The sequence below is a fragment of the Bradyrhizobium sp. B120 genome, from assembly GCF_049075665.1.
GTDB lineage: Bacteria > Pseudomonadota > Alphaproteobacteria > Rhizobiales > Xanthobacteraceae > Bradyrhizobium.
Genome location: NZ_CP185242.1, coordinates 4,484,924 through 4,499,470 on the forward strand (window position 1 = coordinate 4,484,924; position 14,547 = coordinate 4,499,470).

Genomic DNA, 14,547 nt, shown 5'->3' on the forward strand with positions numbered 1-14,547 from the left:
CCGAAACATCTAGCGAGCGAGCCTATGGCTCCCAGCTTCGAGATGCAGCGTACCAGCTGCGGCCCGCAGTTCCGCTAATTCAAAGTCAGAAAATCTTTCTTCCGCCAGCAGGCGTTTGGTCTGGCGCCAAGCTCTTGTGGTCCTCCCGGCTACGCCTTCTGCAGCGACGAAGGCAGCCAGCAACCAAGGATCAGCCTGCCATGCATCTGACTTGGATAAGAAATCAAGGGCCATTTCCGGCCTCTTTGCATGAACGAGAAACCGAGTCAGAGATCTCAATACGTATCGGTTGTTCGGCGCCACGCCGAACGCTGATCTCAGTAGCTGACTGGCTCGTCCAGTCATGCCGAGGTTTGTGTACAATAGAGCCGTTTCAGTGAGCAGCAGTGCGTCGCGTGGGTAAAGCTCCAACAAGCGCTTGCGCCGCGCGAGTTCAATCCGAATCCTGGCGGTCTCAGATGCCAGCGGCACCTCGCCATCGTTTTGAGGGCCGGCAGTCGTTATTAGGCTAGCAAGCTCCTTGGAGCCCGACAGAACCTCACGGTCCGCTAGAATAAGTTCAGCAGCAGTCGTGACATCAGGATGGGACGTCTGGCCCGATACGATTGCAATCGCTATGAGCTCTTCTGCAGCACTAACGTCCCGCGCTTCTCGCCATTCCTCAACACGCGAACCAAATTCCTCAGCTATGCGCACCGACACCGATCGATCCGCATCGCTTTCCAGTTGGAGGCGCGCGCTTCCGAACTCGCCGGCACCCTTCGTTGCCCTGATCGTCCGCCACCGGGGAATGACTTGACGTTTGATGTCATCTGACGGAATCACGCAGTGGCTCTCCGAGCGGATATCGCAGCCTTCGTCGACAGTAGATCGAACAAGGAGATGTAGCGAGATAGATCAAACTGGCTCGTTCTGCGGGTCAGCGGATGACCGCGAAGCGCGGGATCCGGCTCGCATAGTTCGCGCACGCTCTTAACCACGTCAGGCCTGAATTCACTGGGCACCAGTGCTGCTAGCTCGTCCAAAATATCAGCAAAAGCCCTTCGTACGATCGGGAGAACATCCATATATGTGCCCGACCAGCTACCGCCACGAGAACGCGGCAAATAGGCCAGCTCAATTTTGCTAATGAGGAGAGGGGTGACCCCTTGCCCCAGAAAGAAAAATACAATCAGGCTGCCGAACATAAAGAGGTCGCAGCCGTACCGCCGCGTGCGCCAGTCGGGATCGAGATGGCCGTAGAGCAGTTCGGGCGGCGCGTATGTTGGGTCGCCAGCGATCCCGAAGCGGTCGTGCGCGACCGCGACGCCCTCCTGTACGGCTCGGCCCACGTCACCAACCTTGAACGCCTTCTGCGCCTCGAATTGAAGGACGTTTGACGGCTTGAAGTCTTGGTGAGCCACCTTTGCCGCATGCAGCTGACGCAAGCCAACGGCAGAGTTCTGTATCGCCCTGAATACCCATTGGAGCCGCGCTTTCGAGTCGACGAGCCGAACTCGCCTGCGAACGTCCCCGTCGGCCAGCTCGAAGATGATGTAAGGCACCCGGTCTTGCAAGTTCGGGCCGGTGACGAAATCGCCGGAAGCTAGCGCAAGAACGACCCGGTCCATGCGCTTTTCGGTACGCATCCGGTCAGCACCCCGGGCAGGCGCGCCGGTCAGCCGTGGCGCTCAGGCGGCAGCCGCTCTGGACTGTTGGGTCGCCTTCCAATTCCACGGGAGCAGGTCGGCGACTTTGTTGACGGGGTGATCTGGAAGCCTGGCCAACACATCCGCGAGCCAGGCTTGCGGATCAACGTCGTTCATCTTGCAGGTTTCGATCAGGGTATAGACGGCGGCGGCGCGATGGCCGCCGGCATCTGAACCGGCGAAGGTCCAATTTCGTCTTCCGACAGCCACACCGCGTAACGCTCGTTCGGCAGCGTTGTTCGAGAGGCAGACGCGACCATCGTCCAGGAAGCGGGTGAACGCCGCCCAACGGTTGAGCAGGTAGTTGATCGCCTTTGCAGTATCGTTGCCTGATGAGAGCAAGGTCCGCTGCTGGCGCATCCAGATCTCGAGATCAGCAACGATTGGTGCTGACTTCTCTCGACGTACCGCAAGCCGCTGTTCTGGCGTTTTGCCGTTGATGGTGCGCTCGATCTCGAACAGGATATCGATGCGTCGCACGGCCTCGCTGGCAATCGGCGCCTCTCCAGATTTCGCCAGGTCGAAGAACTTTCTGCGGCCGTGGCTCCAACAGGCCGCTTCAAGGATCGGAGCCGGCTTCCTTTGGGCTTTGTAGAGCTGGTTATATCCATCGAAGGCATCGGCCTGCATCAGGCCCACATAGCCGGCGAGATGGCTTTGCGGATGCTCTCCAGCCCGGTTGCGTGAGTAGTAGAACAGGGCCGCCGGCGGATCCGTGCCGCCAAACGGCCGGTCATCGCGAACATAATGAGATGGACGGTCCCCGCCCTGATAAGCTGCGAAAGAGCACCCCAAGGAGGACAAGTTATGGCTATGACGACAATCGGGCTTGATATCTCGAAGAGCTGGTTTCAAATCCACTGGATTACGGCGGATGGAGAAATTATCCGCAAGAAGCTCGCCCGCGGCAAGGTTCTGGATTTCTTTTCACGGCTTCCAAGTTGTCTCGTTGGTCTTGAGGCTTGCGGCAGTGCTCATCATTGGGCTCGTGAACTAATAAAGCTTGGACACAAAGCGCGTCTTATGCCGGCCCGCTACGTACGAGCCTACGTGAAGACAAACAAGCATGATGCTGCTGATGCGGAGGCGTGCTGGGAAGCCGTCCAACGGCCTGGCATGCGCTTTGTCCCTGTAAAAACTGTCGAACAGCAGGGAATTCTAATGCTCCATCGCGCGCGCGATTTGCTCATCCGACAGCGCACAGGCGCGATAAATGCTCTGCGTGGTCATTTGGGCGAGTTGGGGATCGTGACCGGGAAGGGAAAAGCAAGCGCGAGAGAGCTCATGGCACTCGTGGACGTTGACGAGCGTATTCCACAGAGCGCGCGTAGCGCCCTTTCAATCCTTGTCGATCAGATCGAAGACCTTGAGCTACACATTGAAAGCTACGAGAAGATGATCCTTGCAACTGCCAAAGACAATGAAGTGTGTCGGCGTCTCATGAAGGTGGCGGGCGTCGGCCCATTTGCCGCCACCGCCCTGGCGGCGTCTGTCGACCATCCACAACAGTTCGCATCGGCAAGGCATTTCGCTGCCTGGCTTGGATTAGTACCGAAGCAGCATTCGACCGGGGGTAAGGAGCGTTTGGGTGGTATCAGTAAGCGCGGCGACGGCTACATTCGTAAGTTGCTGATACATGGCGCCCGAGCGGCCGTTCATCGCGTCCGTATCCATCAGGTCACCAACACCTGGATAACAGAGCTGCTCGGCAGGCGTCCCTTCAATGTCGTGACGGTGGCGCTTGCTCACAAAACCGCACGGATCGCTTGGGCGATCATGGCCACTGGTGAAGAGTACCGCGCGCAAGTATAGATCGAGCGTGGTTCCGTTTGCGAGGGCAAAAGCAGAGTGATGGCAACCGGTCGGACCGGGGTCGGCTAAGCCCGTTGGACCTATCGAGCTTCAGAGCTCGCCAACATAATTGGGCGCCGATCCGCGGATCTCATCAAGGCTCGTGGCATTGCCATAAAGCCGGATAGATAGCTGCAAACGATCGTTAGCCGGAACAAAGCGAATGGCCTTGCAAAGCGGGGACCGTCCATAGATAGGTCCAGATCCGGCCGGTAACCGTCTTGAGCTTGGCCAGCACCGGCACCGTCGTATCGTCGGCGTGGATGCGTTCCGCGCTCATGACGTGGATCCGGATTGCCTCAATGATGGGATCGAGTGCCACCACGCAGGCGCCGATCCGATCCGCCAGGGTCGAGACGTCGATCTCGATCCCTTCGCGGGCATAGGTCTTGCTCTGTCGGTTCAACGGCTGGTGCAGCAGGAACTTGTTGACCAGCACCATCGCCAGCAGGCTCGGCCCGGCATAGCCTCGCGGGATCGGATGGGAGGGCGCCGGCGCCTCGGTGATTGCCTCACAATCCCGGCAGGAGAACTTTTCGCGGACATGCTCGATAATCTTCCAGCGCCGCGGCTCACATTCCAGGGTCTTCGATACCACCTCGCCGAGCTTGTGCAGTCGCTCGCTGCCGCACTTGCCACATACGCAAGGAGCGGGTTCGACGATGCGTTCGATCGGCAGATTGTCCGGCAACGGACGTCGCGGCGGCCGTGGATTTTGCACGCGCTGCTGTTTGGCGGCTTCCGGCGCTGCGAGCTCGGCCTTGGTTTCCTGCTCAGCCTGGGTCTCTTCAAGATCCTCGATGGCGAGTTCGAGCTGCTCGACCAGCAGCTTGCCGCGCTCAGAAGATTGCCCGAACTGTTCTCGCCGTGCCTTGGCCAGCATCAGCTTCAGCCGCTCGATCTCCAGTCGGCCGACGGTCACCTCGCTCTTCGCCAGCGTCAGCTGCTCGCGCTGCGCAATGATCATCGCGTGTGCTGCGGCAAGGTCGGTGGGAAGCGGATCGGCGGGCGTCGTCACGAGGACGAATCAACCATATTCGTCGCAAAAAATCCCGCTCGATTTAACCGGAAGCCTGTGGACGCCAGGTTGCCTGCGGCATCCGCCAATCAATTCCGGAGAGGAGATAGGATAGCTGCGCAACGCTGATCGTCACAACGCCGTCCGCCATTGATGGCCACAAAAAGCGGCCTCGCTCCAGCCGCTTCGTGAACAGACACGCGCCTTGGCCATCATGCCAGATGATCTTGATCAGGTCGCCGCGGCGGCCTCTAAAAACATAGAGATCACCGGCATGCGGATCACGCTTCAAACTCTCCTGGACCAGACGCGCGAGGCTCGGGAAGCCGCGGCGCATATCGGTGTGGCCGGTCGCAAGCCACACCCGCACATTACCCGGTATGGCAATCATCGGCGCTCAAGTACCTCGAGGACCCGCGCCAGCGCTTCTGGATCGACGTGCGAATCCACTCGGATCCGTCGCCGGTTACCGAGGTCGATCTCGATCAATCCAATACGCGCGGCCACTACAGACCGCCCTCGGCTATCACCCGCAGGTAAGAGCTTCGGAGTTTCCTCCGCCTCCGTGGCGGCGATCTGCACCGGCGCAAAAGACGGTGCGACCTGCTCGGATGTCCGCGCTTGACGACGCCAGGTGAACACCAGGCTGGCCGCTACTCCGTTGCGACGTGCAACCGCTGTCACCTTTGCGCCCGGCGCCAACGTCTCCTCGACAATCCGTGCCTTGTCATCCTGCGACCAACGCCGCCGACGCTCCAGCCCGCCCAAAACCTCGACCCGCATCGCCTGATGACCTTAAAGCTAGCAGACCGTGTGAAAAGTCCATGGTATTTCCGACCCGTATTGGCTTGCGCTCGCTCCAGCAAATATTTGATGATCTGACCGACGAACGTTGTCCTTAGCCGTTCAGGAGGACTATGAAGTCGCATTTTTCGTGCTGTCGCCCGAATTTCACGCAGGCACGGCTGCCAGAAGTGCTTTCGTGCCAAGGATGTTGAGCGCTCTTCGGAGATTGTAGACGAGCGCCGTTAAGCTGAACTCGGCGCGCACGTTTTCGAGCCCGCGCATAAGGAAGGCGCCCTGGTTCATCCACTGCTTGATCGTGCCGAAAGGATGTTCGACGATTTCGCGGCGCCGGTTAAGGATTTCTGGGTTCTCCGACACACGCTCCGCCATGCGGTCGAGTACGCCTTCATTGTCAAGACGCGAGATGTGGCGAATATCTTTCGTACAGCGTGAGCGCAGGGGACACGCACGGCACGCCTTTGGATTTCCGTATTCGATCTTCTTCAGTTCGCGCAGTCGGCTTTCACGTATCCGTTTCAGCGACTGCCCGACCGGACAGACGTAGGCGTCGCTCACACTATCGTAGCGGAACTCGTCCTTGCGAAAGAAGCCATTCTTCACTGCCGCCCCTCGCTGCGGCCGTGGCATGTAGGGTATCAGAGCTGTCTGCTCGCACGCCTCAATGTCCTCTATCTTGTAATAGCCTTTGTCGGCAACGATGTTGATTTTTTCGACATCAAGTATAGCTCGCGCGGGCTCGGCGGTTCGTTGCAAAAGACCCATGTCCAGGACATCGTTTGATACCGCCTGTTCGACGATCATCTTGTTCTTTGCATCCACCGCGATCTGAACATTGTAACCGACGCCCACTTTGGTATGCCCGGCCATGGCGCGGCTGTCAGGATCGGTCATCGATACTTGATCATCGCCGCTCCTCTCCAGGATCTTCAAATAAGCTGCATATTCCGCGCGCTTTCTCTTGAGAGCCTCGATCTTCTCAGCAAGATTCCTAGTGCGCGCCCCCGGCATCGCGTGCTCGATCTCATCGCCCGTGTCGAGCCGTGCTAGATAGTCATCAAGCTTCTTGTCGGCGGCGGCGATGAATTTATCCAGTGATGCCTTCGTAAAGTTCCTATCCTTGTTGTTGACGGCCTTGATGCGCGTGCCATCAATCGCTAGGAGCTCTCGCCCGAAGAGATCGAGACGTCGGCATAAGACCGTGAACTCGCGAAAAACCGATTTGAACGCCGCACGGTTGTCGCTCCTGAAATCAGCTATGGTCTTAAAATCCGGCTTGAGAGTTCGTAGCAACCAAATTACTTCCATGTTCCGATGGCATTCGGCTTCCAGCCGTCGGCTCGAACGAACATGATTGAGATAGCCGTAAATATAAAGCTTTAGCAGGTCCCCCGGATCGTAACCCGGTCGCCCTATGACCTTCGCCTCCACCCGCGCGAAGCCTGAACTCTTGAGATCAAGCCCATCGACAAAGGCATCAATAAAGCGGACCGGATTCTCGACGTCGACGTAATCGTCGATCGCCTCGGGCAAAAGCAGCAGCTGCGAGCGATCCGAGCCAGAAATGTGTGCCATGCGCGATTCTAACGCAACGGCCCTGTCATTGGAATCCGCCTCGGGGACTTTTCACACGGTCTGCTAGACTTAAGGTCACACGCTTGGCGAATTACAGCGTGTCAGACAAGACGGCGCCCGCCGGATGCGTACGCTTTTCGCCGCACATCGCACAGAGCGACTTTTCGAATGTTGCCGTGTCGACGATTATCTTCAGGGCGGCGATCACGTCGCTTGCGCGCATAGCTGGGCTAAGATCGATCGCCTTTAGAAAGGCCTTCCGACCATCCTTCTGCACTCGATACCCGGCCGAGAAATTTCCCCCCGAGCCGGGGTCACCGGCTCGAACGGGGCGCCCTGTAGAATCGAGCTTCCATCCGACCGGCTCGATGATCTTCCAGCCATCATCTGTTTCTTTGCCAAGAAGGCTGAACACGGGAGGTGTCGACAAAATTCGGTCTCCAGTCATCAATTCGGCGACGGGCGCTAGCCGCTGGGGCCGGTGCTAGGGCATAGACTCGCCGGCATCAAAAAAGTTGTGTAGAATCAGTATTATAGGTCGGAGTCTTGGCGGAAGGGGTGTCCTGTCAACCGCGCTGAATTAGCTGAGTTTTCCGAGGGCATTGCGCAAATAGCTACGGTTCAAGCCACGGGCTATGTTTGATCTACTTCCCAATGCTAATCACGTCCGATGGACTGGGCTCCGAGCCTGATTAAGGCCAGCGGTAACGGTCGCATTTTGGCGACCGTCCGGTACATCCTCGGTGCCACTGGCATGCTGGTGCCGAGCATCTGTCCGCCGCCTCCCGCGAGCGGTCGAAATCCGTCGCGCAGTTGATCATCGCGGCCGAGATTGGACACTCACAGCCAGCATGTCGACGACAACGTGCTGCTTCAGATCGGTGCGCACACGTGCTCAATGCCGACGTTCCCGTATAGCTTCAGACGTAAGCCAACTTTCGATCTAAGCCCGGAATGCAGCCGACGAATGGATATTAATTCATAGAAATCAGAACAATGACGCACTGCCGGCAACCTTGGGTCTAGCCAAAATTCTTGTGCTCGTTTCAAGTGGAATATATGTTTCCCCATCCCATCCGACATATGACTATCGCGGCAAAAATCTTAAAATCTACTAATATCGACAAAGGGTTAGGGAATAATGATTGCCTGACGGAGGGAATCATCGGCCCGATTTGACTCTTGCTGTCGGCAAAAGCGCTAGGAAATCGCAAGAAAATGCTGCTGCTGCACATATCCGATATCCACTTTAAGGCCCCCCAATGTCTGAATCCGGACATGGACCCCGACCGCGGCGTCCGGACGCGCCTGGAGCGGCATTTGGCGACCCAAGTTGCGCGGCTAGGTAATGTGGACGCCATCCTCGTCGGTGGCGACGTGGCCTTCAAAGGCGATCCCTTGGAGTATGGTGTAGCGAAGACTTGGCTGCTCAAGCTCGCAAAGGACAGCGGGTGTCATGCTGAGCGGATATTGGTCATCCCCGGGAATCACGACATCGATCGCACTGCGATCTCGAAAGCGATGAGTACGCGTAACGCGCAGCGTGCTATTGCCGAGGAGAAAGACTGGCGCGAAAGCGCTTTGACATCTCAACTGGCCGACCTCCAAACCGGTGAGGCGCTCCTGCGCGGGCATGCGGCTTATAACGACTTCGCCGCGCCCATGCACTGCCAGATTTGGCCAAGCCGCATTTATTGGAAGCAGGACCTAGATCTGTCCCCGACCGTCAAGCTCCGAATACATGGCTTGACGTCGACGATATTGTCCGGTCGAGACGGCAAGGATGATGTCAGGCCCTCGCTCTACGTCAGTCCTCTGCAGACCGCGCTGGATCCCGTCCCCAACGTTGTGAACATGGTGATGTGTCACCACCCTTTCGATTGGCTGATCGATGGGGACGAGGTCGAAGACGCATTGAATCGACGGGCCACGTTTCAGATATTTGGTCACAAGCACCGCCAGCGCGTGCATCATGACACCGACTTCGTGCGATGGGGCGCCGGCGCGGTCAATCCGTCCAGGAATGAAAGGCAATATGAACCAGGGTATAATCTGGTCAAAATCGAAGTCTTTGGGGCAGGTAAGGACAGAAGGTTGTCGATCGAGACGCACCAGTTCACATATCAGTCGAACCCAGAAGCCTTTCGTCCCATCAAGACGTCGAGCGACGAAGACGTTTTTCGGCACACCATTGCATTTCCGGAAGACACCGTCCCAGCGTTCGGTGTTCCGATCGCTTCCAACGGAGACGTCGGCAATTCGCCGGCACCAGCGATTTCCAGCGCCACGGATGCGGAGGCTGCCATGGGAAGCGAAGCAAGTCGCAACATCGTGAGCCGCTTTTGGGATTTGGCGTCCAGCGACAGGCGGCGAATTGCATTGGACCTGGGGTTGATCAGCACGGAAGAGGTTTCGCTGCCGGAGCCTGAGAGATACGGAAAAGCGCTCATAAGAGCCAAGGAACGCGACCTGTTGGACAGATTGGCCGAACTGGTCGCGGAAAGGGAGGGTAGGTGATGGCCGAACGCAGGGTCGCTCTGATGCATCCAGATTTCGCGCGCTGGTATAGCGAGGTATCTCTTGAGGAAGGGCTGGAGCAGGCGCGATGGGGCGGTATCGATCAGATCGTGGCGACGCGAAATCGTGCGACGGTCGAAGTCCTCGTGAGATTGGCATTCGATACCAGGGCGCCGGCCGCGGGTCACAAGAATCCCGAACTAGCTGAAAAGCTGGAGCAATTCCACGCCGCCTTTGCGACCACAGGCAACTACGATCCTGCGGCTACGAGGGAAAACCAAATCCTCGCTGCATGCACTCTCGTACAGCTCTCCAAATCCTACTCGTTGGCGCCGCTCGCGATCACCGCTGCTGGGTTCGGCGGCGCGCGCAAACCGCAGCTTCCTATGGATTTGATTGGATTGGCGGAGCAGGCGATCAAGGAATTGGGCGCGGACCGCCGCAAACGGCCGGACCTGGCGAGCCTTAAGATCGGCCTCTCCGAAATCGGTTGGGAGCCGGATCTATCGCAAGCGCAACCGAACGCGCCGCAGACCTTCGAGACGGTGTTCACCGGGCTTCGGGATGCGGTCGACGTCGCTCTCAAAGAGTCCGTGACAAGGATCAATTCGTCTATCGATAAGATGGGCGCCTATATGCGCGTGGCCGACGAGGAGCTCCAGATGCTTTGGTGGCTTCTCGGCGAACGCAGCCTCGATTTGAATCTCCCGTTCGACAAGGTCGATCAAGCGATGCAGCCGCTCGTCTTTGCGCGAGAGCTCGTCGATCGCACGGCGTCGAGCCCTGGTCCTTTGGCGCTCTCCGCATTGCTGTCGCGGGCCGGTCTCAAGTCTCGCGGAAAATTGACCGTCGTCGCGGCGGTAAACGCTGTCTCGGAACAATGGGCTGCCAAAACGGTCGAAACCGTGTCCGCTTCGCCGATCACCACACCAATACATTTCGCCCTGGATAAGCGGGTGGAGACCGGCAATCCTGAGGCTTGGGCAAAGAGTTGGGCGGCAATGACCGGATTGGGCGAGGACGAAGCGGTATCGCCCCTCGAGCTCGGCGAATTGTTCTATCGCGAGCGCCTGTTTCTGACGTGCAGGTGAGGCGCGACGAACGATGAGCGCGGTGGAATTGACGTGTTCGAATCCTGACTGTCGCGTCGCGGTCGACCGGAAGTGCGTCGAAGGCTTACCGTTCGACAGTTGTCAGTTCTACGGCAAACCGCCGACGATTTCTGCGCCGATCAGCGCTGAGGCGCAAGAGGCCGAGCCGCCCAAAGCGGGTGTCGATCTCGAAACGGGGACGACGTTGAACGCGGTCAAAGCCGGCCCCCTGCTGCGCCTGACGCCATCAAGAGTCATCGCTATCATCGGCACCCATGATTGCGGCAAGACCAGCCTGCTGGCAGGAATGTACGATTCATTTCAAGAGGGGGTGGTCAAAGGTATCTCGTTCGCCGGCTCGTCGACATTGCATGGCTTCGAGGAGATCTGCCATGACTCGCGAGTTGCCTCGAAACGAGGCATCGCTCATTCGCAACGGACGAAGCGAGGCGAGGTCGCGTTCTATCACCTCGATCTGAATGTGCCTGGTGAAGAAGGTCCGGTCGCGCTACTGCTCGCGGACCGATCGGGCGAAGAGTACGAGGAGGTCGCGGATGAGATCTCCAACGCCGGGCCGATGTTCGAGTTACGGCGGGCGGACACCGTGACGCTTCTCGTTGACGGCGTTCGACTTTCCGACCCGATGACCAGGCACGACGTAATGGGCGCCATTTCGCCGATCGTGAGAGGGTTACAGGAGGCGCGTACGTTCGGGCGCCGGCCGCAGATGGCAATTGTCCTGACGAAAAACGATGCCGTGCATGGTTCCGGTAGGGCGGCCGGCACAGCGGCCGATTTCGAGCGTCTCGTCTCTTCACTAAAGCAGAAGTTTGAGGACGATTTCAGCGAAATTCGTCATTTCGTCACGACTGCCTCGCCGAAGAACATGACTGTCAAGCGAGGGGATGGCTTGGGTGAATTGCTCGACTTCTGGCTGCAGCCGTCCAGACCGGAACCTTTCTCGCAGCGTATCGTCTCCGACGATCGCGTATTCTCGAAGCTCGTGCCGAGGGAGGAATGATGAACACCGTGGCGTTTGGCTCCGGCGTCTCGATCGTCGGCTTGCCGGGATCAGGCAAGACGACGTTTCTTGCGGCTCTGTGGCATCTAGTACAGACAGGCGAGATCGAGACGAAGTTGCGGTACGGCTCGATGAGCAATCAGGACTACGCCTACCTCAACAAGATCGTGAAGCTCTGGCGCAAGGCCAAGGAGCAGGGGCGAACTCAGATCGCCGGAATGAAATCGGTGAGCATGAATCTCCTGGACGGTGAGGAACGGAGTGTCAGCGTTACCTTCCCCGACGTTCCAGGCGAGAAATATCGTAGGATGTGGGAGGAGCGGAAGCTCGACGAGGACTTGGTCAAAAATCTCAGTTCCAGCAACATCATGTTGTTATTGAACGGGGACAGGATACGCGCACCCGCTTGGATCACCGAGCGGGAAGCTCTTAAGGCAAGCGTCGAGGGCGGCAAGAAGGTGGAGGAAGAACCGGAAGAGTGGTTGCCCGCTCACGCGCCGACGCAGGTCCAACTGATCGATTTGCTCCAACATTTCAGGCGGGCACCTCTCGACCGCGGCCCACGTCGTGTAGCGGTCATGATCGGGGCATGGGACAAGGCGGAGGGCGAGGGAAAAACCCCAGCCGAATTCCAGTCCGCAAAGCTACCGATGCTCGATCAGTATCTTAAGAGCGGACGTGACGGCTGGACATTCCGAACCTACGGTTTGAGTGCTCAAGGCGGAGAGTACGACGAGAACGACGAGAATAATCCGAAGGCGAAGACTCGCAAGGAAGCCGAACATTTGCGGGATTTCGATCTGGCGTCGAAGCGGATAAGGTTGCTTCGCGACGGGTCCGAAACACACGATCTGACAGAGCCGCTCGAATGGCTGATGAACTAGCGTCCGCCTTCAGGTGTCAGCAGACGTTGCACGGCTACGGCGAGGGACATCGGCTTCTTGTGGGGTCAGCGTCGCTGTCGGCCCGCGACGCCAGGACTATGTTGGTCCTCAGCGACGCCGCCGGTGGCGGGATGTTGCCGGCCGACGGATATTTGACGGGATATCCATTAATCGAAGCGGCCAAATACGTGGTCGCGAGGACGTGGTCCGCGCCGGAGATGCCTCGTCCCGGTTGCGTGTGGACGCATTCCATCCTCGTCGATTTCTCGGACCTCGCAGCGATGCGTTCGGCGTCGCCCATTTTGACACTGCTCAGACGACCGATATCGAATGCTCGAGACTCCTACAGTCGGGATCTGCTGGTCGCGAGTTCGACATCGTCAGATCCGAGCATTTCGAACGCGCAAGCCGCAGGCGAATTGGCGGGCGCCGTGTATGGGCATCCGACGAGTAAGGTCGTCGCGGGCCTCGATGCGGGATATGACGAGGATCTAGTTGTTCAGTTCTGGATGCAGCAGTGGCCAAAACTTCGCAGAAGTTTCAGATTTTGCACGTTCGCCTCGAACGATCGCTCCACCTCCTCGGAAGCCTTCGACGTTCAGCTGGTGTCGGCCACGGCACGTATTCCGCGAATGCGAATACTCAACGCCATCGTGCCATCGCGGGAATCTCTCGATCCTGATCTCGCTCCCATCGTCGAGGACCTGCTCGAGCCGGATGCCCAAGGTCTTCGGCGCTTTCTGCGGGTTAGTGGCGGTGAAATTTCCGGTGGGAGAGGGGCGATGCGTCCCTTGGCCCGGATATTTGCCTTCGTCTACGGGCGATCGCCACTATCGCAGGTCTCCGGCGCGATAGCGGCGCTGGAGGAGATCGGATCTTCGCAGGCCGTGACGGCCCGAAAATCGATCGTGGAAAGATTGGCGCAGGACATAGAGAGCATCGACGAGCAAAGTTTTCAGCTCGTGTTGAGCCAGGCTCGCTCGCATGAGGACTTCGACAAGTCGATCGCCGAGAAGGCAAGCGGCGAGCTTTGGCGAAGGCAGCCATCTGCGTTCGCAAATGCGCTTTCGACAAAAGACCCTTTGACGGATGCGATTGAAATGAAGCTTGCGTCGATGGATGAAGATGCGCTTTTGGCTGGCATTGAGCAAGAGCCTGCCGTCGCACCAGAGATTGTGAGGTGGCGGCAGGATCTTCTTCGTTCTCCTAGGTTCTGGTCCATCCGTGGACTGGACACCGAGAGAGTCTTGGCCTCGTCGACGGGGGCGCGACCTGCCGATATCGTCATCAGCATGATCGTCGGCGGGATCGGTCACGCCGACTTGGCCGTGAGGAAATTCGGCGCAAATCCCTTGATCGAAGCAATCGAGAAGGTCGGGTCCGAGTTGGAGCCGACAAAGCTCGACACTTGGCTCCGGGCGCTTACCAATCGAAGCGACGAACTCAATCAAGCGCTTTCGGCGGGGATGCTGACTTTCATGCCGCTTCTGCTCATTCTCGCGCGTGCCACTTATCCGGACGCCGCGCGAAGCGGCGGCGGAATCGATCCATGGCTCGAGGCGTTCAAACGGGCTCGAGGCACGGTCGGCCGAGAACACGAAGACTACTTGAAAGCGTTTCTGCTAACGCGTGCGCTTGGCTGGCAATCCGGCGCTCCCTCCGCGTTGATGAAGAGTTCCGTTGAAGCTGTGCATCGCGCTTTAGCCGAGGGGAGAATGCCTGCCGCAGGATGGGCTCTTCTCTATCAGAGATTGCCATGGGTCGCTCCATGGCACGAATGGGATCGCTGTTGGCGACTTCGACAGGTCGTGGTCGAAAGGTTCGTCGAGCGCGACCTTGATCCGGTGGATTTCGCGAACCTGGTGGATGACCCCATACTCTGGCGCGAATTGGCAGTTTCCGTGGCTAGGTCCTCGCGTGGAGAGAGATACTTGAGGCGTGTGCGAGAGCGATTAGAGGGTACCTCCTCTGAAACCGAGATGCACCGGATGGCCGAGATCGACCGTCTCTTGTCGTAGTACGCAGACGTCGTTTTTAGTTCGTGCTACGCTAGGCAAGGCCGATGCTGGCAGGCACATTCGCGCTACATTTCGGTCTG

The 14,547-nt window shown here is 58.4% G+C and carries 12 protein-coding genes and 2 pseudogenes; 6 read left to right on the forward strand and 8 right to left on the reverse strand.

All coding sequences use genetic code 11. The features are described 5' to 3' along the window. Window positions 1-9: 9 nt before the first annotated feature. The 3 genes and pseudogenes from ACOIX3_RS20495 to tnpC (ACOIX3_RS20505) all read right to left on the reverse strand — a co-directional run. Complete coding sequence (locus ACOIX3_RS20495) at window positions 10-825, reverse strand: hypothetical protein (RefSeq protein ID WP_420971608.1); 816 nt, start codon at window positions 823-825, stop codon at window positions 10-12. Next, window positions 822-1,628, reverse strand: a complete 807-nt coding sequence (locus ACOIX3_RS20500; protein ID WP_420971609.1) for a protein kinase domain-containing protein — start codon at window positions 1,626-1,628, stop codon at window positions 822-824. The genes ACOIX3_RS20495 and ACOIX3_RS20500 overlap by 4 nt, the downstream gene beginning before the upstream one ends. A gap of 42 nt (window positions 1,629-1,670) precedes the next feature. Further along, window positions 1,671-2,435 (reverse strand): annotated as a pseudogene (tnpC, locus tag ACOIX3_RS20505) (IS66 family transposase); the annotation flags it as partial. 60 nt (window positions 2,436-2,495) lie between these two features. Here tnpC (ACOIX3_RS20505) and ACOIX3_RS20510 point away from each other — a divergent pair. After that, the gene (locus tag ACOIX3_RS20510; RefSeq protein ID WP_420969452.1) at window positions 2,496-3,500 is read left to right on the forward strand and encodes an IS110 family transposase; all 1,005 of its coding nucleotides are present in this window, start codon (window positions 2,496-2,498) and stop codon (window positions 3,498-3,500) included. A 229-nt stretch (window positions 3,501-3,729) separates the two neighbouring features. Here ACOIX3_RS20510 and tnpC (ACOIX3_RS20515) read toward each other — a convergent pair. The 5 genes and pseudogenes from tnpC (ACOIX3_RS20515) to ACOIX3_RS20535 form a co-directional block, all read right to left on the reverse strand. Beyond that, window positions 3,730-4,557 (reverse strand): annotated as a pseudogene (gene tnpC / locus ACOIX3_RS20515) (IS66 family transposase); the annotation flags it as partial. A 43-nt stretch (window positions 4,558-4,600) separates the two neighbouring features. Next, on the reverse strand, window positions 4,601-4,948 hold the full coding sequence (gene tnpB / locus ACOIX3_RS20520) for an IS66 family insertion sequence element accessory protein TnpB (RefSeq protein WP_050382259.1): 348 nt from the start codon (window positions 4,946-4,948) through the stop codon (window positions 4,601-4,603). Further along, the gene (gene tnpA, locus ACOIX3_RS20525; protein ID WP_173637247.1) at window positions 4,945-5,340 is read right to left on the reverse strand and encodes an IS66-like element accessory protein TnpA; all 396 of its coding nucleotides are present in this window, start codon (window positions 5,338-5,340) and stop codon (window positions 4,945-4,947) included. Before tnpA ends, tnpB begins: the two co-directional genes overlap by 4 nt. A 168-nt stretch (window positions 5,341-5,508) precedes the next feature. Continuing rightward, a complete protein-coding gene (locus ACOIX3_RS20530) occupies window positions 5,509-6,936 on the reverse strand; it encodes an IS1182 family transposase (RefSeq protein WP_420969453.1) in 1,428 nt (475 codons plus the stop codon). A 91-nt stretch (window positions 6,937-7,027) separates the two neighbouring features. Next, window positions 7,028-7,351, reverse strand: coding sequence for a hypothetical protein (locus ACOIX3_RS20535; RefSeq protein WP_420971610.1), 324 nt, complete (start codon window positions 7,349-7,351; stop codon window positions 7,028-7,030). Window positions 7,352-8,118: 767 nt separating this feature from the next. Between ACOIX3_RS20535 and ACOIX3_RS20540 the strand changes: the two genes are divergently transcribed. The 5 genes from ACOIX3_RS20540 to ACOIX3_RS20560 are packed head-to-tail and all read left to right on the forward strand — an operon-like array spanning window position 8,119 to window position 14,467. After that, window positions 8,119-9,453, forward strand: coding sequence for a metallophosphoesterase (locus ACOIX3_RS20540; RefSeq protein ID WP_420971611.1), 1,335 nt, complete (start codon window positions 8,119-8,121; stop codon window positions 9,451-9,453). Further along, the gene (locus ACOIX3_RS20545) at window positions 9,453-10,544 is read left to right on the forward strand and encodes a GTPase-associated system all-helical protein GASH (RefSeq protein WP_420971612.1); all 1,092 of its coding nucleotides are present in this window, start codon (window positions 9,453-9,455) and stop codon (window positions 10,542-10,544) included. The genes ACOIX3_RS20540 and ACOIX3_RS20545 overlap by 1 nt, the downstream gene beginning before the upstream one ends. Window positions 10,545-10,557: 13 nt before the next feature. Next, window positions 10,558-11,565 (forward strand): TRAFAC clade GTPase domain-containing protein, encoded by a 1,008-nt coding sequence (locus tag ACOIX3_RS20550; RefSeq protein WP_420971613.1) that lies wholly within the window; start codon window positions 10,558-10,560, stop codon window positions 11,563-11,565. Then, a complete protein-coding gene (locus tag ACOIX3_RS20555; RefSeq protein ID WP_420971614.1) occupies window positions 11,562-12,449 on the forward strand; it encodes a TRAFAC clade GTPase domain-containing protein in 888 nt (295 codons plus the stop codon). The genes ACOIX3_RS20550 and ACOIX3_RS20555 overlap by 4 nt, the downstream gene beginning before the upstream one ends. Further along, window positions 12,434-14,467, forward strand: a complete 2,034-nt coding sequence (locus ACOIX3_RS20560) for a hypothetical protein (protein WP_420971615.1) — start codon at window positions 12,434-12,436, stop codon at window positions 14,465-14,467. The genes ACOIX3_RS20555 and ACOIX3_RS20560 overlap by 16 nt, the downstream gene beginning before the upstream one ends. Window positions 14,468-14,547: the final 80 nt, after the last annotated feature.